18 protein-coding genes are annotated in these 20,308 nt (G+C 64.3%); 10 read left to right on the plus strand and 8 right to left on the minus strand.

The window, feature by feature from the left end:
* Positions 1–79: 79 nt before the first annotated feature.
* Genes Q0C42_RS06025 through Q0C42_RS06035 form a run of 3 tightly spaced genes read right to left on the minus strand, consistent with a single transcriptional unit; the run spans position 80 to position 3,206 of the window.
* Positions 80–709 (minus strand): hypothetical protein, encoded by a 630-nt coding sequence (locus tag Q0C42_RS06025; RefSeq protein ID WP_295073423.1) that lies wholly within the window; start codon positions 707–709, stop codon positions 80–82.
* Between the two features lie 5 nt (positions 710–714).
* Positions 715–1,254, minus strand: a complete 540-nt coding sequence (locus tag Q0C42_RS06030) for a TadE/TadG family type IV pilus assembly protein (RefSeq protein ID WP_295073426.1) — start codon at positions 1,252–1,254, stop codon at positions 715–717.
* Positions 1,251–3,206 (minus strand): Tad domain-containing protein, encoded by a 1,956-nt coding sequence (locus Q0C42_RS06035; protein WP_295073429.1) that lies wholly within the window; start codon positions 3,204–3,206, stop codon positions 1,251–1,253. Before Q0C42_RS06035 ends, Q0C42_RS06030 begins: the two co-directional genes overlap by 4 nt.
* 341 nt (positions 3,207–3,547) lie before the next feature.
* On the opposite strand from Q0C42_RS06035, the gene Q0C42_RS06040 reads away from it, so the two are divergent.
* The 10 genes from Q0C42_RS06040 (at position 3,548) to Q0C42_RS06085 (ending at position 15,327) form a co-directional block, all read left to right on the plus strand.
* On the plus strand, positions 3,548–4,981 hold the full coding sequence (locus Q0C42_RS06040; RefSeq protein WP_295073432.1) for a Glu/Leu/Phe/Val dehydrogenase: 1,434 nt from the start codon (positions 3,548–3,550) through the stop codon (positions 4,979–4,981).
* A 71-nt stretch (positions 4,982–5,052) separates the two neighbouring features.
* Positions 5,053–5,592 (plus strand): dTDP-4-dehydrorhamnose 3,5-epimerase family protein, encoded by a 540-nt coding sequence (locus tag Q0C42_RS06045; protein WP_295073435.1) that lies wholly within the window; start codon positions 5,053–5,055, stop codon positions 5,590–5,592.
* Positions 5,589–6,848: a glycosyltransferase family A protein gene (locus Q0C42_RS06050; RefSeq protein WP_295073438.1), complete on the plus strand. Its 1,260-nt coding sequence runs from the start codon at positions 5,589–5,591 to the stop codon at positions 6,846–6,848. The genes Q0C42_RS06045 and Q0C42_RS06050 overlap by 4 nt, the downstream gene beginning before the upstream one ends.
* 190 nt (positions 6,849–7,038) lie before the next feature.
* On the plus strand, positions 7,039–7,467 hold the full coding sequence (locus tag Q0C42_RS06055; RefSeq protein WP_295073441.1) for a TadE/TadG family type IV pilus assembly protein: 429 nt from the start codon (positions 7,039–7,041) through the stop codon (positions 7,465–7,467).
* A 1-nt stretch (position 7,468) separates the two neighbouring features.
* Positions 7,469–8,881, plus strand: coding sequence for a pilus assembly protein TadG-related protein (locus Q0C42_RS06060; protein ID WP_295073444.1), 1,413 nt, complete (start codon positions 7,469–7,471; stop codon positions 8,879–8,881).
* A gap of 111 nt (positions 8,882–8,992) precedes the next feature.
* Complete coding sequence (locus Q0C42_RS06065) at positions 8,993–10,243, plus strand: sarcosine oxidase subunit beta family protein (RefSeq protein ID WP_295073447.1); 1,251 nt, start codon at positions 8,993–8,995, stop codon at positions 10,241–10,243.
* Positions 10,244–10,337: 94 nt separating this feature from the next.
* Complete coding sequence (locus tag Q0C42_RS06070) at positions 10,338–10,601, plus strand: sarcosine oxidase subunit delta (protein WP_295073450.1); 264 nt, start codon at positions 10,338–10,340, stop codon at positions 10,599–10,601.
* Positions 10,598–13,507 carry a sarcosine oxidase subunit alpha family protein gene (locus Q0C42_RS06075; RefSeq protein WP_295073452.1) on the plus strand — a complete coding sequence of 970 codons (2,910 nt, stop codon included), beginning with the start codon at positions 10,598–10,600 and terminating at the stop codon, positions 13,505–13,507. The genes Q0C42_RS06070 and Q0C42_RS06075 overlap by 4 nt, the downstream gene beginning before the upstream one ends.
* Entirely contained in the window at positions 13,500–14,045 is a 546-nt protein-coding gene (locus Q0C42_RS06080; RefSeq protein WP_295073455.1) for a sarcosine oxidase subunit gamma, read from the plus strand. Before Q0C42_RS06075 ends, Q0C42_RS06080 begins: the two co-directional genes overlap by 8 nt.
* Positions 14,046–14,139: 94 nt before the next feature.
* Entirely contained in the window at positions 14,140–15,327 is a 1,188-nt protein-coding gene (locus tag Q0C42_RS06085; protein WP_295073457.1) for an aminotransferase class I/II-fold pyridoxal phosphate-dependent enzyme, read from the plus strand.
* Positions 15,328–15,518: 191 nt separating this feature from the next.
* On the opposite strand, the gene Q0C42_RS06090 is transcribed toward Q0C42_RS06085, so the two are convergent.
* From Q0C42_RS06090 to Q0C42_RS06110, 5 genes are all read right to left on the minus strand, one after another.
* Entirely contained in the window at positions 15,519–16,466 is a 948-nt protein-coding gene (locus Q0C42_RS06090) for a LysR family transcriptional regulator (protein ID WP_295073460.1), read from the minus strand.
* A gap of 1 nt (position 16,467) precedes the next feature.
* The gene (phaR, locus tag Q0C42_RS06095; RefSeq protein WP_295073463.1) at positions 16,468–17,022 is read right to left on the minus strand and encodes a polyhydroxyalkanoate synthesis repressor PhaR; all 555 of its coding nucleotides are present in this window, start codon (positions 17,020–17,022) and stop codon (positions 16,468–16,470) included.
* A 78-nt stretch (positions 17,023–17,100) separates the two neighbouring features.
* Positions 17,101–17,748 (minus strand): glutathione S-transferase family protein, encoded by a 648-nt coding sequence (locus tag Q0C42_RS06100; protein ID WP_295073467.1) that lies wholly within the window; start codon positions 17,746–17,748, stop codon positions 17,101–17,103.
* 116 nt (positions 17,749–17,864) lie between these two features.
* Positions 17,865–18,314: a Phasin gene (locus tag Q0C42_RS06105; RefSeq protein ID WP_295073470.1), complete on the minus strand. Its 450-nt coding sequence runs from the start codon at positions 18,312–18,314 to the stop codon at positions 17,865–17,867.
* Positions 18,315–18,472: 158 nt separating this feature from the next.
* Positions 18,473–20,275, minus strand: a complete 1,803-nt coding sequence (locus Q0C42_RS06110; protein WP_295073473.1) for a class I poly(R)-hydroxyalkanoic acid synthase — start codon at positions 20,273–20,275, stop codon at positions 18,473–18,475.
* Between the last annotated feature and the right edge of the window lie 33 nt (positions 20,276–20,308).

Here is a 20,308-nt window from a genome sequence, read left to right on the forward strand (position 1 = left end):
GAGGACCCCGGCATTGCCCGGTCAGGCTACCCCCAGAACGCGCCGGGGGGAAGCCGCAGACAGGGTCGGATGACCGGAATCAGGAGCAGGTGTTGGTGCCTTCGAGGCAGAGGCGGCGGTGGCGCGGGCGGGTCACGATGAACTCTCCATAGGTGCCGTCGTCGACCCCGACAAGGAAGCCTGCGAGAACGGTCTTCATCTGGGTCTTGAACTCGACCGAGGTCTCGACGACGAAGACGCTTTCGCCGTTGTTCAGGACCGGGACCCGCGTGGTCTTCCAGCCCTGGATGTTGGCTTGGGTCAGCGCCGTGACCTTGTTGCCGGGCGAGAAGGAGAACAGCAGTCGGTAGCTGCCGAGCGTGTCGTCGCAGGGCTGCGACACACCGGGCTGGGAGGGCAGGGCCGGCGAGATGCATTCGAAGCTGGTGATGCGCATCTTGACCGGGTGTCCGCCGGGGGTCAGGAAGGTTAGGATGTTCTGCAGTCCGTTGGCGAAGGACAGCGGAACGGTGTCGCGTTGTCGCGACAGGAGGTCGGCGACCGAGTAGGCCGCCTTCTGGGTGACGTTGATGGTACGGAACACGTCCCAATAGATGAACATCGCCACCAGCGCCCAGATGATGAGCGGCATCATGACGATCCCCTCGGCCAGGATCAGGCCATCTTCGTCGCGAAGGAAATCCTTGAAACGGCGAGTGTACTTGCGCATGGCGGTCATCCTGGCTCGTTCACGAAAGTCGAGGTCACGATCAGCGCATAGGTTCCGTCCGGCTCGCTTGCCATGTTCATCGAGACAAGGGTCGTCGGGAACATCGGCTCTTCCTTGAGGCAGATGCGCAGAAGCATGATGTCGTTGTCGGTGCCTGTCGCGACGGCGGATTGTTCTTCGACCAGGTTGAGCTGCTGGTTGCGGTCGGTGCAGTGCTTTGGCGGCGCCACCATGGCGAAGTTGCCGGTGTTGACCGGCTGCATCCAGATCCGCATGTCTTTGATGCAGTTTTCGACCGAGCCGATCATCATGCCCGACTCGCAGATTTCGCGCTTGAGGTCGCTGTTCGTCACGTTCGTCAGAATGCGCAGCCGCAACTGGCGCACCACCTGGTCCACGGCGCGCTCGAACATGACGTAGCGTGCCATGAACATGCTGCTTTCGAACGAAGCCGTGAACACCAGGAAGATGACCGGGAAGACGAACACGAACTCGATCGGGCCGGTTCCGGACTCGTCCTGAAGGAAATGGCGGACCCGGGTCATTGCGTCAACTTCAGCGGCGAGACAAGGACGGCGATCTGCTCAAAAGCCGAGTTCAGCTCGCTGCCGTTGTAGGCGCGGTAGTAGAAGCCGGTACCTGACGACGAGCAATTGCGAACCGGTGCTTCGTTCACGTTGTCACCGAGGACGATGCCGAAGACTTCGAAGCCGGCGGTTTTCGCGGCCGTGCAGTTCGTATTCAGCAGCCCGTCCATGTAGGCATCGTTCTGCAGGTAGTCGCCGACGAAGTGGTTGTAGACGGTGTCGTAATTGCTGGTGCCGGTAACGCCCGAGCGGATGTAGAGCTGTTCTACCATCCAGTCGATGCGGACAAAGCGCCACACCTCGCTCCAGTCCAATTGCCGGACAGTCCCGCTGCCGGTCCAGGTAGGTGCGGCCTGCCAGGACAACGGCGCGCAGGCACCCGTGATCACGGTACCCGTGCCCTGACCTTCTGGATCGCTGTTACGACGCTGGGCGACCGAGTTCGGTTTCAGGTGTGGGATGAAGTAGTTGCGGGAGACAGTCACGCCATTGGACGTGGTGTCCGCGAGCGACCAGCCGGAGCAGGTTCTTCCGGTTCCGATAAAGGGACGCGTCCCACCGGTCAGGGCCGCCCCGCCATTGGTAAAGCGGATCGCCAAGTTCCCGTCGGCACCGCGCCAGATCGGCGAGGGGCCTGACTTGAACGCATCGCGGACGTGCTTGCTGGCCACGTGGTCGCCATCGGTCATGAGGACGATGATCTTGCGGGTTTCGGCATCGTTGTTGTTCACGGGCCGACCCGCCATCGCGGGCTCGCCACCGCGCAGTGCGCTGTAGATTGGCCGTGCAGTTTCATCCATAAGCGCCGAGCCCCAGCGCATGCCGACAGCAATCGAGGTACGACCGCGCGGTTGCAGCAATGCGATCTGGTTTGTCACCGTCGCCGGCACCGTTGTCGGAAGCAGGACCATGTTTCCGGTCGTTTCGTTCGTCGCAGTGCCGGGGTTGTCGCCGTGGTTGCAGACAACTTCGTTCGAGTTCATGTTCGGCGCGACTGGTGTGGCGCGGCTCAGCGTGACAGTGCCACCGGCAGTGGTTGTCGTCGTGCTGAAGTTCGGCACGCTTCGTGATGTGTCGGCCACAGCTGCCATCCGGATGGAGGTCGTGCGCGACAGGCCTGTCTGGCCGAAGGTGGTTTCCGGAATCTCGAAGCAGTTGATGTTCGGGACACCTGCATTGGGGATGGCATCCCAGGTAGAAATGTCGGTGACGGTGAACTGGTTGCGCAGCGGAACCGGGATGTTCACGTTCGAGGAATATGGCACCATGCCGATCGAGATCAGGTTATTCGGATCTTTCGGGATCGTGTAGTTGCCACCCGCGTCGCGGTTGAATTTCAGGATGTTGACGAAGTTCGTCGCCGCTGTGCGCAGGGCGGCGATTTTCGTGGTGGTGCCAGAAGCTTCGCCCATCGAGCCGGTGACGTCGAGCACCAGAAGAACTTCGATCTTCGAGACACCCTGCTGGGCGCCCGAGGCGACAGGCCCCTCGAACCAGGGGTAGTCCATCATGTGCATGAAGTGGTTGTAGGACCGGACCCTGGCGGTGCCGACGACCCGGCGCGAGCTGTTGGTGGATTCGCCGGTGATGACCGGTGCCGAATAGTCGACCGTCAGTTCGTCGCCCAGGCCCGCGACATCGAACCAGCTTTGCGCAACGGTCTGCGGCGTCTCGTCGGGCGGGATGACGAGGTTGGCCGCCGACAGCATCGCGCGGTCCATCGTTTCCTGCAGCGTGACCCGCCGCCATTCGAAGCGCATCACGTCGACCGCGATCCCGCCGAACAGGATCATCATGACGAACAGCATGACGACGAAAATCGTGACCCCACCCTCTTCCTCGGATCGGAAGTCCGAGAACTTGCGGACAACGCGTGCGGATGCAGGTCGATTGGCAGGTTTTCTCAACATTTCACTATCCATCGCAGCAGTGCGCCAGCCGAAATTGCCGGGCATCGATCCGGGATTTAGGCACAGGATCGGGCGGAAGTATGGCATTTTCCGCTGATGCCTGCGTGTGCTGCCACAATCCGGAAACAATCTGTGGGAATCTGGCCCGTTAAGTTGCAGCCGCGAAAAATTTCAGCGGGCGTTCAGAGTTCATCAACAAAACCTCGGCAAAATGATTCGGTGCGGCGTCGGAAACGGCCTGTGGCGCCCTGCGCGCTTTCGGGGTTCCCAAGAAGCCGGGTGGACCGTACCGTCCCGGGCGGCGCCAGGCCCACGGCGCCGCCTGTTCAGGGAGGGACAGAATGGCCGTTTCCGGAGAGCCGAGTTTCCGCGAATCCGTTGATCTCATGTTTAACCGTGCCGCAAAGCTGATGGACCTGAGCCCGGGTCTGGAGCAGAAGATCCGCGTCTGCAATTCGACCTATACGGTGCGCTTCGGGGTCCGTCTGCGCGGCAAGATGGAGACCTTCACCGGTTATCGGTCGGTCCATTCGGAACATATGGAGCCGGTCAAGGGCGGCATCCGCTATGCGCTGTCGGTCAACCAGGACGAGGTCGAGGCGCTTGCGGCGCTGATGACCTACAAATGCGCGCTGGTGGAGACTCCGTTCGGGGGCTCGAAAGGCGGATTGTGCATCGACCCGCGCCAATGGGACGAGCATGAGCTGGAGCAGATCACCCGCCGCTTCGCCTATGAGTTGATCAAGCGCGACCTGATCCATCCGGCCCAGAACGTGCCCGCCCCCGACATGGGGACCGGCGAGCGCGAGATGGCCTGGATCGCCGACCAGTACGCGCGGATGAACACGACGGACATCAACGCCAAGGCCTGCGTGACCGGGAAACCTCCGCATGCGGGGGGCATCCAGGGGCGCGTGGAGGCGACGGGGCGCGGCGTGCAGTACGCCTTGCGCGAGTTCTTCCGGCACCCCGAGGATATCGCCAAGGCCGGGCTGAGCGGAGGACTGGAGGGCAAGCGGGTCATCGTGCAGGGCTTGGGCAACGTGGGGTATCACGCGGCGAAGTTCCTGTCCGAAGAGGACGGCTGCACCGTCGTCGCGGTGATTGAGCGCGACGGGGCGCTGCTGGACCCCAAGGGGCTGGACATCGAGGATGTGCGGCAGTGGATGAACCGCCACGACGGGCTGCTTGCCGGCTATCCGAAGGCGACCCATGTGGCCGAAGGCTCGGCCGTGCTGGAGGACGCCTGCGACATCCTCATCCCGGCGGCGATGGAAGGGGTGATCAACCTTGGCAACGCCGAGCGGATCAAGGCGCCTCTGATCATCGAGGCGGCCAACGGCCCGATCACCTATGGCGCGGACGAGGTCCTGCGCCGCAAGGGCTGCGTGATCATCCCGGACATGTACGCCAATGCCGGGGGGGTGACGGTGTCCTACTTCGAATGGGTGAAGAACCTGAGCCACATCCGCTTTGGCCGGATGCAGCGCCGGGCCGAGGAGGCGCGGTCGCGGCTTCTGGTCGAGGAGTTGGAGCGGCTCTCCTCGGACCAGGGTCTGGGCTGGTCGCTGGCCGAGGGGTTCAAGGAGAAATTCCTGCAAGGCTCGGACGAACTGGCGCTGGTGCGGTCCGGTCTGGATGACACGATGCGCACGGCCTACCAGGCGATGCGCGCGGTCTGGCATTCGCGTCAGGATGTCGAGGACCTGCGGGTCGCGGCTTACATCGTGTCGATAGATAGGGTGGCCAAGACCTATCGGTCGAAGGGGCTGTAGCCGTCCTGACTTGAGGGGGAACGGAAACGGGAGTAGCCGGTTTGGATAGAGATATTCAAACGGGTTCAACCATGACCACCATCGACCGTGTGACCCTTGACGATTTTGTGGATGACAAACCTTGGCTTCCGGAGGGTGCGGAAAACGCGGAAGTGCGGATCGAGAACCAGATCGCCGGGGTGGATCTTCGGCGGCTGGAAGAGCGGGCGGACGGGCGCGGCAGCCTGGTGGTGCTGATGTCGGACCGGTTCGGCGAAAGCTACCGGACGCCGCATGTCTATCTGGTGACGGCGGCCGCGCGGTCGGTCCGGGCCTGGGTCTATCACAAGCTGCAGTCTGACCGGCTGGCTTTTACCCAGGGCAGGTTGCGCGTGGTGCTGTATGACCTGCGGCCGGACAGCCCAACCTACCAGGTGGTGAACGTGCTGGACGTGGGCGCGGCCAACAAGGTTCTGCTCACGATTCCGCCCTTCGTGGTCCACGCGGTGCAGAACCTTGGCGACGAGGATGCCTGCTTCGTCAACATGCCGACCCGGGCCTATGACCCTTCGAACCCCGACAAGTCGCGACTGCCGAAGGATCACCCCGGCATTCCCTACCAGTTCGAATGAGCGAGAGCGCCGGGTCGGTTGCCCCGTTTTTTTCGGTCGTGATGGCCACCCACGGGCGGGGGCGGCATATCCTGCCCTCGATCGTCTCGGTCCTGCGGCAGGACCTGCCCGACTTCGAGCTTCTCGTCGTTGGGGATGCCTCGACCGACGAGACCGAGGCCGTGGTGGCGTCGGTCGGGGATAGCCGGGTGCGCTGGCTGAACATCACGCCGCGCTGCGGCAGCCAGAGCGGCCCCAACAACGCCGGCATCGCAGCCGCGCGGGGTGAGGTGATCGCCTATCTGGGGCACGACGACATCTGGGAGCGGGACCATCTGTCGCGCCTTGCCGCGCTGTACCGATCGGACTGCCCGCCGGATTTCGCGGTGTCGGGGTCGATCTTCCACCTGCCGAACGGGATCCCCGGCAGTCAGGTCATGGGCCTTTTCGGCGAAGGCGAGGACATCAGCCACTATTTCTTCCCGCCGAGTTCCTTCTCGCATCGCACGTCCGTGACTGCGGCCATCGGTCCGTGGCGGATGCCGATGGACTGCCGCGCGCCGGTGGACGAGGACTTTCTGTTGCGCGCCTTGGCCGTGGGGATGACGTTCCGATCCACCGGTGTGGTGACGCTGCACAAGTTTGCGGCGGGGCATCGTTACCTGAGCTACGTCCGGCAGGAGTCGCATGAGCAGGACGCGATGCTGGTGGATCTGGACGCTCCAGGCCATGCCGAACGAGTTGCGACCCTGGTCGGGGAAGCGCGGCTTCGGGGCAGTTTCATGGTCAAGGCCAACCGGGACTTCAGCCGTTTCGCGCCGGGCGAACTGGCGCGAAAGAATGCCGAGCGGAAGGGATTGCGGCAGGTGGTGCCAAAGTCTTTGGGCCGGGGGGTCCTGCTGCGGCATCGGCCAGAGGAAGCGGCGCTGGATTGGCGCCGCAGCCCGGTCCTGGGGTTCCGTCTGAACGGGGCGAACCCGCGGCCCCGACTGCTGGTTCCGGTGACCGGTAGTCTGGCGCGGCTGCGGTTCACCGCTGCCTGCCGTGAGGCGGCGGCGCTGGGGCCGATCGCCCTGGAGTGCAACGGCGCGCTGGTGGTCGCGCAGCCAGGTCGGCGCTGGTTCGGACTGATCGCCTGGTTCGCCCGGTACGACGTCGAGATCGCGCTTCGCCCGGATGGTCCGACGATCCTGGAGTTGCACCTTACGGACGCGCAGCGGTCGATTCGGAAGAAGCGCCGGTTGGCGGTCGGGCCGCTGCGACTTCGGCCGATCTGATGAACTTCCGGGCATCCGGCCGCGCCGCGCCTGCCCGGACCGACCTGAAGCATGGCCGTCGCCACCTTTCAGACACATTTTTAGCGTGTTCCCGCCATCCGTTTATTTTGGGTTAATGTTGCCTGAGATATTCAGATCCTTGGTTGTGTTGGAATTCCAACGACATAAACATTGATCGGGGTGAGACGCCATGACGATTGCGGCGGACAGCAAGTGCGGGAGATTCAAGACATTTTTGCGGCAGGAGGAGGGGAGCTCGTCCATCGAGTTCGTCCTTTGGATGCCCATCGTCGTGATGATTCTTCTGCTGATCGTTGATGCAAGCATGCTGTTCATGAGCCGCACCCATGCGATCCGCGTGCTGCAGGACACCAACCGGCTTTATTCGGTTGGGCAGTTCACCGGCACAGCGGCCGAACGCATCACCAAGGCCCAGACCTACGCGCTGAACCGACTGCAGGGTCTGTCCCCCAGCGCCACGATCACCACGACCGAGACGAACCGCGTTGTGCGGACCCGGGCGACGATGGAGACCGCGGAGATTGCCCAGATCGGTTTCCTCGGTCTGATGATCGACACCGAGATGGTGGTGGCCGCAGAACATAGAGTGGAGTTCTGACATGCAGCGATTTCCTGCAATCAAGTCGTTTGTCACCTCGGAAGACGGAGGGATGACGGCGGGCGGACTGATCTTCACGATGATCTCGCTTGCGGTCGGTGGTATTGCCGTCGACGTCTCGAACGCGATCACCCAGCGCACGCACTTGCAGCTGACGGCCGACGCGGCAGCCCACGAAGCACTTTATGTCCGGAACTACACCCTGACCGCCACGCCGGAGGAGGCCAAGGCTTCAGCCCTGGCCCTTGGCCAGACCAACATGCCCTCGAGTGTCTTCGGCCCGGTGCTGACGACCCAAGACATCGAGTTCGGCATCTGGGACCGCGACACGCGCACCTTTACCCCGGACGAGACATCGCGCTCGGCGGTTCGGGTCTGGACCCACCGGGACGAGGCCGGCGATAATGAGGTGACGACCTATCTGCTCAAGTTCGCAGGCTTCGACGCCTTCAGTGTCCGCACCGCATCGATCTTCGAGACCTATGTGCCCGACTGCCTGCGCGAGGGTTTCGTCGCCGAAGAGATGGTCGATATCCAGAGCAACAACAGCTATTTCGACGGCTTCTGCATCCACTCGAATGATGTGGTCTCGATCAACAGCAACAACTATTTCGAAGAAGGCACGGTCGTCTCGATGCCCGACGCGACGCGGCTGGACATGCCCGCCTCGGGTGCGACGTCGAACGAGGGGCTGACCGAGGCCTTGCGCTACGGTGCCATGCAGATCCGGCTGATCAACGCCCTGCGCCAGGTTCCGGCGACGCCCTATGCGACCGGCACCGCGGCGATGTGGAACTATATCCAGCTGGCGACGCGTGACGGGCAGCTGGACTATCTGACCGCCGCCCCGCGGAACATCACGATCATCAACGGGCGCCCGGCTCCTTCAAGCGCAAGCGCCGATACTGTCCAGGCGGGCCGCAACCTCCTGGATCGCAATGACGCGCTGGCGCTGCGTCCAAACGCGGTGAACTATGTCTTCTGCTCCAGCAGCAGCACCCAACTGCAGGTCGACCAGGTGCTGACCAACATGGTGATGATCACCAACTGCCAGATAAGCTTTGGCTCCGGCGGGGCCCTGGAGAACGGGTTGATCGCCACCCTTCATACTGGCGCAAGCTCGATCGGCGGGGCGTCGGACACCCGCATCGGTGTGGTCGACGATTGTGCGGCAGGCGGCGGGGCGCAGCTGATCTCGCTTGGCGGGATGCGGTTTGCCTCGGGCGTGGCCATCCACGGCGGGCAGCTGATTGCACTGGGAGAAATTCTGTTCGCGGCCAATGGCGAGGGGTTGCGCGGCACCTCGATCATCTCGGGCGACACCGTGTCGGGGACCTCCAATATGGAGATGGGCCTGTGCGGGTCGGGCATGGATGGCAACCTCTCGCTCGACTACTTCCGGATGGTGCAGTAGACCGGCGCCCGTTTGCGACGCAGTTTGTCGCGGCGGGTGCAGGAAATCGGCGCGCAGTCTTGAATATGCCGCCCAGAGCCGGTCTTATGTCCGGGTCTGGGGAGTATATCGATGCGCTATTCCGGCCTGAAGGTCATCACCGAGGGATTGTTCGGCAACAAGGGCTGGACCCCGGCCTGGCGCGATCCGGCGCCGAAGGCCGAGTATGACGTCATCATCATCGGTGGCGGCGGGCACGGGCTTTCGACGGCCTATTACCTGGCGAAGAACCACGGGATCACCAATATCGCGGTGCTGGAAAAGGGCTACCTCGGCTCGGGCAACATCGGGCGGAACACGACCATCGTGCGGGCGAACTACTTCCTGCCGGGCAACAGCGAGTTCTATAGCCATTCGATGAAGCTGTGGGAGGGGTTGGAGTCCGACCTGAACTACAACGTGATGCACTCGCAGCGCGGGCTGATCAACCTCTTCCACTCCGACGGGCAGCGCGATGCCTTCGTGCGGCGCGGGAATGCGATGATCAACCAGGGCGATGACGCGATCCTGCTGGACCGGGACGGGGTACGGGAGCATCTGCCGTACCTGGACTTCGACAACACGCGGTTCCCGATCTATGGCGGCTTGCTGCATCCGCGCGGCGGCTCGGCGCGGCACGATGCAGTGGCCTGGGGCTATGCGCGGGGAGCGGACCAGAGGGGCGTGGACCTGATTCAGAACTGCGAGGTCAACGGGATCGACATCGAGAACGGCGTGGTCCGTGGGGTGCAGACCACTCGGGGCGCGATCCGGGCGAAGAAAGTCGGGATCGTGGTGGCGGGGCGGTCGTCTCAGGTCGCGGCGATGGCGGGGATGAGGTTGCCGATTGAAAGCCACGTTCTGCAGGCCTTCGTGACCGAAGGTCTGAAGCCGGTGATCAACCACGTGATCAGCTTCGGGATGGGGCACTTCTATATCAGCCAGTCCGACAAGGGCGGCTTGGTCTTCGGGGGCGACCTTGATTTCTACGCCTCCTATGCGTCGCGGGGGAACCTGCCGATGGTCGAGCATGTGATGGAAGCGGGCATGACCCTGATGCCGATGATTGGCCGCGCGAAGGTGCTGCGCAGCTGGGGCGGGATCATGGACATGTCGCCGGATGGCTCGCCGGTGATCGACAAGACGCATGTGGATGGCTTGTTCATCGACTGCGGATGGAACTACGGGGGGTTCAAGGCCGTGCCAGCCTCGGGCTGGTGCATGGCGCATCTGATGGCGACCGGAGAGCCGCACGAGGTGGCTGCCAAGTTCCGGCTGGACCGCTTTGCGACGGGGCATCTTCTGGACGAAGAAGGCACCGGCAGCCAGCACAACCTGCATTGAGGAGGCACATGATGATTGACCTCCAGCGCCTTGCGCCACCTGCGGGAGCCTCCGGCGGGGATGTTTTTGGACAGATGAAATCGGGGGTTTTTCAATGCGCCTGACATGCCCCCTTTGCGGAGACCGGGACCGGCGGGAGTTCTACTATTACGGGGCGGAGGATTATCTGCACCGACCGGCGGAGGGTGCGCCTTTGGCCGACTTGGACAACTATCTGCACCTGCGGGACAATCCGGCGGGGGTGACGAAGGACCTCTGGTATCACGAGGCGGGGTGTTCGCAGTGGCTGCTGGTCACGCGGAACACGGTCACGCATGAGATATCGGGCGTCGAATTGGTAGCGGGGCGGAAGGCATGAGGGTCGACGGCAAGGGTCTCATAGACCGGACGAAGCCGGTCCGCTTCCGTTTCGACGGGAAGGATTATGCCGGGTACAAGGGGGATACGCTGGCCTCGGCGTTGCTGGCCAACGATGTCCGGCTGGTGGGGCGGTCGTTCAAGTATCACCGACCGCGCGGCGTGCTGACCGCAGGGTCCGAGGAGCCGAACGCGCTGGTCGAAGTCCTGGGACCGTCGAACCAGACGCCGAACGTCCGGGCCACGATGCAGGAGGTGTTCGAGGGATTGGTGGCGCAAAGCCAGAATCGGCTGGGGTCACTGCGCTTCGATCTTCTTGCGGTGAACGACTATGTCTCGCCGTTCCTGTCCGCCGGGTTCTACTACAAGACCTTCATGTGGCCGCGCGCCTTCTGGGAGGGGTTGTATGAGCCCATCATCCGCCGGGCCGCAGGCTTGGGGAGCCTGTCGGGCAAGCATGACGAGGGGACCTACGAGAAGGCCTTCGCCTTCTGCGACGTGCTGGTGATCGGGTCGGGTCCGGCGGGGCTGATGGCCGCGCTGACGGCGGGTCGGTCGGGGGCGGATGTGATCCTGGCCGAGGAAAGCCACGTCCTTGGGGGGCGGCTCCTGTCCGACGGCGGGACGGTTGGCGGGATGGCGGCGGGCGACTGGGTTGCGCAGGTCGTGGCCGAGTTGCTGGCCATGCCGAACGTGCGGATCATGGCGCGGACGGCGGTGACGGGGGCCTATGACCACGGGACCTATGGCGCGCTGGAGCGGGTGGGGCTGCACAAGCCTGCGCGCCCGAACCTGCCGCGCGAGTGTTTCTGGCGGATCGTTGCGAAGCATGCGGTGCTGGCCAGTGGTGCGCTGGAGCGGCCGGTGGGCTTCGAGAACAACGACCGGCCGGGGATCATGATGGCCTCGGCGGTGCGGACCTACCTCAACCGCTACGGCGTGAGTCCCGGCAAGCGCGTGACCTTGTTTGCCAATACCGACCAGGCGCGGGGCGTGGCGCGGGATCTGATGGCGGCGGGCGTCTCCGTCGCGGCGATCATCGATCCGCGTCCGGATGCCAGCGCGGTCGAGGATTGCCCGGTGCATGTCGGGGCGGTGGTCATCGGGTCTCGCGGTCGGCTGGGGCTTTCGGGCATCCAGGTGCGGAAAGGCAGCGAGACCATCGAGATCGAGACCGACTGCCTGGCAATGTCCGGCGGCTGGAACCCGACGATCCACCTGACCTGCCACATGAACGGGCGGCCCCGATGGAACGAGGACCTCGCGGCCTTCGTCCCGATGGAGGGCGCGGTGCCGGGTCTGGTGGCGGTGGGTGCCGCCAACGGATCGATGTCGACGCATGGGGCCCTGGTGACCGGTCATGCCGCCGCCTTGAACGCAGTGGAGGCTTTGGGGCGGAAGGTCTCGGTTCCGCTGCCCGAGGCGGAGGACATGCCCTACCGGCTGAAGGCGCTGTGGGCGGTCGAAGGGAAAGGGCGGGCCTGGCTCGACTTTGCAAATGACGTGACGACCAAGGATGTGAAGCTGGCGGCGCAGGAAGGCTTCCGCAGCGTCGAGCACATGAAGCGCTACACGACGCAAGGGATGGCACCGGATCAGGGCAAAACCTCGAACGTCGCGGCGCTGGCGGTGCTGGCGGATGCGACGGGGCGCGGGATTGCCGAGACGGGGGTGACGACGTTCCGGCCGCCTTACGTGCCGGTGTCGATTGCCGCGATGGGGGCTGGTGGCCGGGGCGAGGGATTTGCACCGCAGCGGTTCCTGACCAGCGATCAGGCCAGCCGCGACCGGGGCGCGCCGATGATCGAGGCCGGGCTGTGGTATCGGCCCAGTTATTTCCCGAAGCCGGGGGAGACGACCTGGCGCGAGGCGTGTGACCGCGAGGTCAACATGGTCCGGCAGGCGGTCGGGGTGGCCGATGTCTCCACTCTGGGGAAGATCGACATTCAGGGCCGCGACGCGGGGCGGTTCCTGGACTTTGTCTATACCAACACCTTCAGCACCTTGCCGGTGGGCCGGGTCCGTTACGGCCTGATGCTGCGCGAGGACGGGCTGGTGCTGGATGACGGAACCAGTGCCCGTCTGGGCGAGAACCACTACCTGATGACCACCACCACCGCGGCGGCGGGGCTGGTGATGCGGCACATGGACTTCGTGCATCAGGCGTTTTGTGCCGACTGGCAGGTGCGATTCATCTCTGTCACCGAAAGCTGGGCGCAGTTCGCCGTGGCGGGGCCGAAAGCGCGAGCGCTGGTGAATTCCTTCCTGGAAGTGCCGGTGGAGCTGCCTTTCATGGGCGTCGCGCCGGTGCGGATCGGGGGGGTGGACGGTCGCTTGTTCCGGATCAGCTTCTCGGGCGAGGAGGGCTACGAGCTTGCCGTGCCGACCCGCTATGGCGAGGCGCTGTTCCGCGACCTGGTGGCCCGGGCCGAGACGATGGGCGGTGGTCCTTACGGAATGGAGGCGCTGAACGTCCTTCGGATCGAGAAGGGCTTCATCACCCATGCCGAGATTCATGGCCGGGTGACGGCGCATGACATCGGGCTGGAGAAGATGGTCGCTTCCCGCAAGGACTGCATTGGCAAGGCGGCGGCGACGCGGCCGGGCATGTGGGGGCCAGAGCGCGAGCAACTGGTCGGTCTTCGCGCGGCGGCCCCGATTTCGGCGGGCGCGCATCTTTTCGTGCCGGGGACCGAAGTGCACCGCGAGACGGACCAGGGTTACGTCACCAGCGTGGGCTGGTCGCCGACCCTCGGGGCCTGGCTCGGGCTGGGGTTCCTCAAGGACGGGCGGGCGCGGCTGGGCCAGAAGGTGCGGCTCGTTGACCATCTGCGCGGGCTGGACGTGATCTGCGAGGTCTGCCACCCGGTCTTCCACGACCCGGAAGGGGAGAAGTTGCGTGCCTGAACTTATCGCGAAATCCGCCCTTGAAGGGCGCAGCCTGAACCTTGGCGGCGTGAGCCTGGCCGAGGTCGACGTCGGTCCGATCACCTCGGTCGCTGTCCTGCCCGGAGGTGCAAAGACGGTGGCAAGGGGCTTGAAAGCCCTGGGTCTGGCGATGCCGGAACCGAATACCTTCGTCGAGAAGAAGGGCCTGCGCATCGTCTGGACCGGGCGCGAGCAGGCGTTCCTGATCGGCGCGGAGTCCCCGGTACTGGAGGGCGCGGCCGTGACGGACCAGTCGGATGGCTGGGCCGTGCTGTCCTTGTCCGGACCGGCGGCTGCCGATGTGCTGGCGCGGCTGGTGCCGATGGACCTGCGTATCGTGGCCTGCCCTGTGGGCACGGCCCTGCGAAGCCAGCTTAATCACATGAACGCGGTAATCCTGCGAACCGGAGATTATGCCTTCGAGATCATGGTCTTCCGCTCGATGGCCCGCACCGCATGGCACGAGCTGGAGACCGCAACACATATGGTTGCCGCCCGCGCCGGCGTGAAAATCTAGGCGAAAAGGCGCGTGGGGAATATTTTGTCACTGGCGCGTGACCTTGCAGGGGTTTACACCTTTTCTTAACATCAAGTTTAGAAAAGGTGCACGTATGGCCCCCGATGGTCAAACCCTTGCCCCCAATGTCTATGACTCCGAGCCGATCCCCGCCGCCGCGCGGGCCGAGATCGACCGGCTTCTCCTGTCGGGCGATCTCTTCCGGTATACGGCCCCGTCCGATGCCCCCGTGGCCCTTCTGGAGGCCGAGTTTGCCGAGCTTCTGGGTGCGCGCTATGCGCTGGCGGTGTCCTCCTGTTCGGCGGCGCTGTTCCTGTCCTTGAAAGCGCTGGACCTGCCGAAGGGCGCGAAGGTGCTGATCCCGGCCTTCACCTTCGCGGCGGTGCCGTCGTCCGTGGTGCATGCCGATTGCGTGCCCGTTCTGGTCGAGGTCGGCGAGAACTACCGCGTGGACATGACCGACTTCGCGGCGAAGCTGCCGGGGGCGGATGCGGTGATGATCAGCCACATGCGGGGGCATACCTCGGACATGGACGCGATCATGGCGCTGTGTGATGCCGCCGGCGTGCCGGTGGTCGAGGACGCGGCGCATTCGCTGGGGACGGTCTGGGCGGGCCGGAACATCGGCACGATCGGGAAGGTCGGTTGCTTCAGCTTCCAGTCCTACAAGCTGGTGAACGCCGGCGAAGGTGGGATCATGATCACTGACGATCCCGAGATTGCCGCACGGGCGATCATCATGTCGGGAGCCTACGAGACGAACTGGAAGAAACATCCCGGTCTCACGAACTCCTGCGCGCATTGGCAGAACAAGCTGCCGCTTTATAATCTGCGGATGCAGAACCTGTCGGCGGCGGTGATCCGGCCGCAGCTGCCCTTGGTGGCCGAGCGGGTCGCGAAGGGCCGGGCGGGGCATGACCGGGTGGCCGGGCAGCTGAACCGGTCGGCGCATCTGGCGGTGCCGGAGGCTTTGGGGCCGGAGGAGCGGGCGCCGGATTCGATCCAGTTCAATCTCGTCGGTGGCTGGACCGACCAGGCGGCGCTGGACTTCCAGGCGGCGGCCAAGGCGCGGGGCGTCTCGGTGCAGGTCTTCGGCTTGAGCGAGGGCAATGCGCGGGCGTTCTGGAACTGGCAGTTCCTGGGCGAGGTGCCGGACCTGCCGCAGACGAAGGGAATGCTGATGCGGGCCTGTGACGTGCGGCTGCCGACGCGGCTGACCGAGGCGGAGCTGGACTACATCGCGGCGGCAATTCTGGACGCGGCGGCCGAGGTCCGGGGCTGATCCGCCGCGGTGGCGGACTTAAATTCCCATTACTGGTCAATGACTTGCCATCTGCCGTTAAAGATTTGGCAAGGTTTTGCTCTCGGCCCGGCGCTGGCGGGGTGAAGATCCTTTTGGGGTCTCGTCCCGCAATGCGGGCGATGCCTCCGGCGGGGATATTTGAGCAAAGATGAAAGCTGCTGCCTGCGTGGTCAGAGGACGCGGAGCGCGGGGGCGAGCCAGGGTGTGGCCTTCAGGGCGGGGGCGATGACGACCTCGGCGATCAGCGGCTTCAGGCGTTGGGCGATCTGGGCGGGGACGCCGTGCAGGATACCGGCCCGGGCCGAAAGGGACAGCGTGCGGGCGAGCGCCGGGAAGGGCAGGGGACGGACCTCGACTGATGCGCGGAAGGCGCGGGCCTGATGGAGCGCAAGGGGAGTGAGGATGGTCCAGCCTTCGCCGCCTGCAACCATCGCAAGGATCGCGGCGTAGCTGTCGAGTTCGAAACGGTGCGCGGGCTTGAGGCCTTGACGCGCGAGGTGGGCGGCAATCTGGCGGCCCATCAGGTGACGCGCGGTGTAAAGGATCAGGGGCAGGTCCTCGATCCGGGCACCTGGAGGAGCGACGGCGACGAAGGGTTCGGAGAGGATCGGATGGACCTCGCGCCAGTCTTCCGGCGCAGGGTCGGAGCCGCTGTCTGCGGCGATGACGATGTCGAGGGCACGGGCTTCCAGCTGGTCCAGCAGGCGGTGGCTGGCGCCGGTTTCCAGAAGGAAGCGGCAGCCCTTCAGATCCTGCGCGAGGGCAGTGAGCAGGCGGGGGGTGACGTCGCTGTCGAAATCCTCGATCACGCCAAGTCGGAGGGTGGTGAGGCCGGAGAGGTCGGCCATCGCCAGTTCGGCCCGCGCTTCCGAGGCGGCGTTGAGGATGGTCTGGGCGTGGCGACGGAACATCGTCCCGGCGGGCGTCACCTGGACCGGGCGGCCGGATCGGTCGAGAAGGGTGGCCCCGAGGGCGGTTTCCAGCGCAGTCAGTTGCTGGCTGACCGCAGAGGGCGAGACGCCAAGGCGGCGGGCAGCGGCGGAAATCGATCCCTCTTCCGCGGCGGCGACGAAGACCTCGATCCCCCAGAGCGTGACGCGGCCTTCGGCTTCGGCCATCTCAGAGCTTGGAGAGTTTCTTCTGCAACTCGGCCAGTTGCCGCTTGATCTCGGCAATGTCGTCCGACGAGGCGGGTGCCTCCTCTTCCTTGGCGGGGCCCGACGCTGACCAGCCAGGCATGCCGACGAGCATGGTTTTCAGGAAAGCTTCCTGCTGCTTGCGCAGCGCGTCGAAGCCGGGGACAGCCGCAAGCGGGTTCGGGATGGCGGTCAGGTTTTCGACCATCTTGGCCTGGCTGTCGCGCAGCATCTCGAACGAGGAGGCGAGGAACTGCGGCATGACGGCCTGCATTCCGGTGGCGTAGCTGCGCACAAGGTCGGTCAGAACGCCGACGGGCAGCACGCTTTCACCCTTGGATTCATGTTCGGCCACGATCTGCAGCAGGTACTGCCGGGTCAGGTCGTCGCCGGTCTTGAGGTCGACGATCTGCACCTCGCGCCCGGAGCGGATGAAGCCAGCGATGTCTTCCAAGGTCACGTAATCCGAGGTCTCGGTATTGTAGAGACGGCGGCTGGCATAACGCTTGATCAGAAGCGGCTTGTCGGTGTCTGCCATGGTTCCCCCCCCAGGGATTATGCGCTTGCAGAGAAGCTTAGGGGAGGCCGCAGCAAAAAGAAAGCATTCTGCACGCAGTCATTTCGCGCGCGCGGCATCGGCGGCGGCGAAGTGGTCAAGCTGGTCCTGATGCGCCTTGCGGAAGGCCGGGCGGTCAAGGATGCGGTTGGTGTAAGCCTCGAGCGCCGGGTAGTCGCCGAGCGCGGCGCGGAGCGTCTTGACCCTAAGGATGTCCGCCATCAGGAGGTCGGCCACGGTGAAGCGGTCGGCCGCGAGGTATTGCCGCCGGGAAAGCACGGCTTCCAGCCGGGCAAGGCGGGATTGGAGCCAGCCTTCCAGCGGGTTTTCCGGCGGCTTCGATAGGCCGATGAACCACCAAGGGACCGAGACCATCTCGATGGAGTTGAGGGCGGAGATGACCCATTCCAGCGTCTCGCTGCGGCCCTTTGGATCGCGTGGCATCAGGATTTCGGACGTTTCGGCCAGATGGAGGAGGCAGGCCCCGCTTTCGAACAGGGTGATCTCGCCATCCTGCAGCGCGGGGACCTGGGCGAAGGGCTGGCGGGCCAGGTGCTCTGGGCTGGTGCGATCCTCGAAACGGACCGAGCGTATGGTGTAGGGCAGGCCCGACTCTTCGCAGGCCCAGCGGAGACGGATGTCGCGGACGTGGCCGCGCGGTCCCTGGGGCACCCAGTCGTAGGTCCAGATTGTCAGCGGGCTGGTCATGGCGGTGGTCCTTTCCGGCTGTCCGTCAGGATAGGGAGAGGGCCACCAAAAGAACAAGGCCCGGAGTTGCCTCCGGGCCTTACAGGGCGTCTGAGGGACGCCGAACTCGTTACGAATTACTTCGCAGCTGCAGCGGCTTTCTTGGCGACGCTGGTCACTTCGTTGGTCGCTTTCTTGACGGCGGCGGTCGCGTCTTCCGACATGTCCTTGCCAGCGGCGAGCATCAGCTCGACGGTTTCCATCTGCACTTTCTTGGCGACTTCAGCGAAGGCGGCCAAGTTCTCGGCAGCCATTTCGGCAGCGGCCGAAGCGAAATCGCTCATCGACTTGGTGTAGTCGGTCGGTTCGGACTTGGCTTTGGCAATGTCGCCAACCTTGGCCAGCGCGTCCTTGGTCCACTTGGCCGAGATCTCGGTCGACTTTTCAGCGGCTTCGATCGCGACTTTCGAGAACTTCTCGGCGAAGGCAGCCTGGGTCTTGAACGCGTTCTGGAACGCGGAAGCGTCAACCGGGAACGAAGCCATCATGTCCTGCATGGTCTTGGCGAAATCCGGGGTCTTGGTCATGTCATTCTCCATGGGGCCAGCGAGGGGGGAGGGAAGGATCGGCCCGTTTCCTGATGACGGAGATATACGTGCTGCAGTGCAGCATTTCAAGTCCTTTTCTGCAATGCAGCAAAACCCCGAGTTGCGCGGGGTTAACCCTGCGGAAAGCGGGTGAAATGTCAGAGATGCGGCTGGGCCACGACATAGGTGCCCGGGGCAGGGGCCAGCGAATCGGCCGGTTTTCGCGCCGGAATCATCGGGCCGGAGTTGCCTGCCAGCCACTTGGCCCAGCGGGGCCACCAGCTGCCCTTGTTGAAGGTCGCGGAGGCGAACCAGGCCTCGGGGTCGCCCGCGACGGGGGCCTCGTTGGTGTAGTGGCCGTACTTGTCCTTCGAGGGCGGGTTGATGATCCCGGCGATGTGGCCGGATTGGGAAAGAAGGAAGGTCTTGTCCTTGGACCCCATCTGCTTGACGCCGTTGAAGGAGCCCTTCCAGTGGGCGATGTGGTCGGTCTCGCAGGCGATGGCGCAGACGGGGAGCTTGATGTCGGCCAGGCTGACGGGGTGGCCGAAGACCTGGAATTGGCCCTTGGCGAAGCCGTCGCCCTGGCAGAGGCCGCGCAGGTATTCGACAGCCATCTTTGCGGGCAGGTTGGTACCGTCGCCGTTCCAGTACAGCAGGTCGAAGGCGGGCGGTGCCTCGCCCAGCATGTAGGACTTGATGGCGGGGGTGTAGATCAGGTCGTTCGAGCGCAGGTAAGAGAAGGTCTTGCTCATGAAGTGCTTGGACAGGATGCCGTCGCGTTCGGTCTGCCGCTCGATCCCGTCGACGAAATCGTCGTTGAGGAAGACGCCGACTTCGCCCGGGTCGGAGAAGTCGGTGAGCGTGGTGAAGAAGGTGGCGGTCTTGACCGTCTCGTCGCCGGCTTTCTGCAGGTGCGCCAGGGTCAGGCCCAGGGTGGTCCCGGCGATGCAGTAGCCGACCGCGTTGATCTGCTTTTCGCCGGTGATGCGGCGAACTTCGGCCATTGCCCTCAGGTAGCCGTCGCGGATGTAGTCGTCCATCGCGGTCCCGGCGTAGGAGGCGTCGGGGTTGACCCAGGAGACGACAAACAGGGTGAAACCCTGGTCCACGATCCACTTGATCAGCGAATTCGCGGGCTTGAGGTCCATCACGTAGAACTTGTTGATCCAGGGCGGAAAGATCAGAAGCGGGGTCTTGTGGACCTTTTCGGTGGTGGGGGTGTACTGGATCAGCTCCAGCATCTTGTTGCGGTAGACGACCTCACCAGGGGTGGTGGCGATGTTCTGGCCGACGTGGAAGGCCTCACGGTCGGCAAGCGTCACCAGAAGATCGCCCTGGTTCGATTCGATGTCGCGGACCAGATTTTCCAGGCCATGAACGAGGCTTTCGCCATCGGTTTCCACGGCCTTTTCCAGCGCCTCGGGGTTGGTGCCAAGGAAATTGGTCGGTGAGAACATGTCGACGATCTGCTTGGTGAAATACTCCACCCGCTGACGATCCGCCGGGTCCAGGCTTTCCATGTCTCCGACAGCCGTGCTGATCGCCTCGGAGTTCATCTGGTACTGTTGCTTGAGGTAGTTGAAGAACGGATGCGACTCCCACAGGGGGTTCTGGAAGCGGCGGTCCTTGGGGTTCGGATCCGGCGGGGCCTTGAACTCGCCCTTGGCCAGAATCTGCTGCGCCTCGACGTAATGCTTCAGCGTCTTGCCCCAGTAGTTGACCTGATGCTCGACCACGCGCGCCGGGTTCGAGACCATTTCGGCGAAGTAGGCGGCGGCGGCCTTCATGTAGACGTCGGGCGCGGGACCATGCAGCGAGGGGTCGACCTGGCGGCGATGGGTCATCGCTGCGGTCAGGCGCTTTGACAACTCGTCGACCTTCGCGAGGTTGGCATTCAGCCGCTCGGCGCGTTCGAGGTCTACGACTTTGGAACCGGGGGTGCTGTCTTCTGTTGTCATGCTAACCATTCCCCCCTATCGTCGCCGCTGTGC

Source organism: Tabrizicola sp. (genome assembly GCF_022842145.1).
In the GTDB taxonomy this organism is placed as follows: domain Bacteria; phylum Pseudomonadota; class Alphaproteobacteria; order Rhodobacterales; family Rhodobacteraceae; genus Tabrizicola.

Coding starts and splice junctions, on each gene's coding strand:
- Q0C42_RS06045 (WP_295073435.1), top strand. CDS start 5,053: ATGACCACCATCGACCGTGTGACCCTTGACGATTTTGTGGATGACAAA.
- Q0C42_RS06030 (WP_295073426.1), bottom strand. CDS start 1,254: ATGACCCGGGTCCGCCATTTCCTTCAGGACGAGTCCGGAACCGGCCCG.
- Q0C42_RS06025 (WP_295073423.1), bottom strand. CDS start 709: ATGCGCAAGTACACTCGCCGTTTCAAGGATTTCCTTCGCGACGAAGAT.
- Q0C42_RS06060 (WP_295073444.1), top strand. CDS start 7,469: ATGCAGCGATTTCCTGCAATCAAGTCGTTTGTCACCTCGGAAGACGGA.
- Q0C42_RS06110 (WP_295073473.1), bottom strand. CDS start 20,275: ATGACAACAGAAGACAGCACCCCCGGTTCCAAAGTCGTAGACCTCGAA.
- Q0C42_RS06035 (WP_295073429.1), bottom strand. CDS start 3,206: ATGTTGAGAAAACCTGCCAATCGACCTGCATCCGCACGCGTTGTCCGC.
- Q0C42_RS06055 (WP_295073441.1), top strand. CDS start 7,039: ATGACGATTGCGGCGGACAGCAAGTGCGGGAGATTCAAGACATTTTTG.
- Q0C42_RS06105 (WP_295073470.1), bottom strand. CDS start 18,314: ATGACCAAGACCCCGGATTTCGCCAAGACCATGCAGGACATGATGGCT.
- phaR (WP_295073463.1), bottom strand. CDS start 17,022: ATGGCAGACACCGACAAGCCGCTTCTGATCAAGCGTTATGCCAGCCGC.
- Q0C42_RS06070 (WP_295073450.1), top strand. CDS start 10,338: ATGCGCCTGACATGCCCCCTTTGCGGAGACCGGGACCGGCGGGAGTTC.
- Q0C42_RS06065 (WP_295073447.1), top strand. CDS start 8,993: ATGCGCTATTCCGGCCTGAAGGTCATCACCGAGGGATTGTTCGGCAAC.
- Q0C42_RS06085 (WP_295073457.1), top strand. CDS start 14,140: ATGGCCCCCGATGGTCAAACCCTTGCCCCCAATGTCTATGACTCCGAG.
- Q0C42_RS06050 (WP_295073438.1), top strand. CDS start 5,589: ATGAGCGAGAGCGCCGGGTCGGTTGCCCCGTTTTTTTCGGTCGTGATG.
- Q0C42_RS06090 (WP_295073460.1), bottom strand. CDS start 16,466: ATGGCCGAAGCCGAAGGCCGCGTCACGCTCTGGGGGATCGAGGTCTTC.
- Q0C42_RS06040 (WP_295073432.1), top strand. CDS start 3,548: ATGGCCGTTTCCGGAGAGCCGAGTTTCCGCGAATCCGTTGATCTCATG.
- Q0C42_RS06075 (WP_295073452.1), top strand. CDS start 10,598: ATGAGGGTCGACGGCAAGGGTCTCATAGACCGGACGAAGCCGGTCCGC.
- Q0C42_RS06100 (WP_295073467.1), bottom strand. CDS start 17,748: ATGACCAGCCCGCTGACAATCTGGACCTACGACTGGGTGCCCCAGGGA.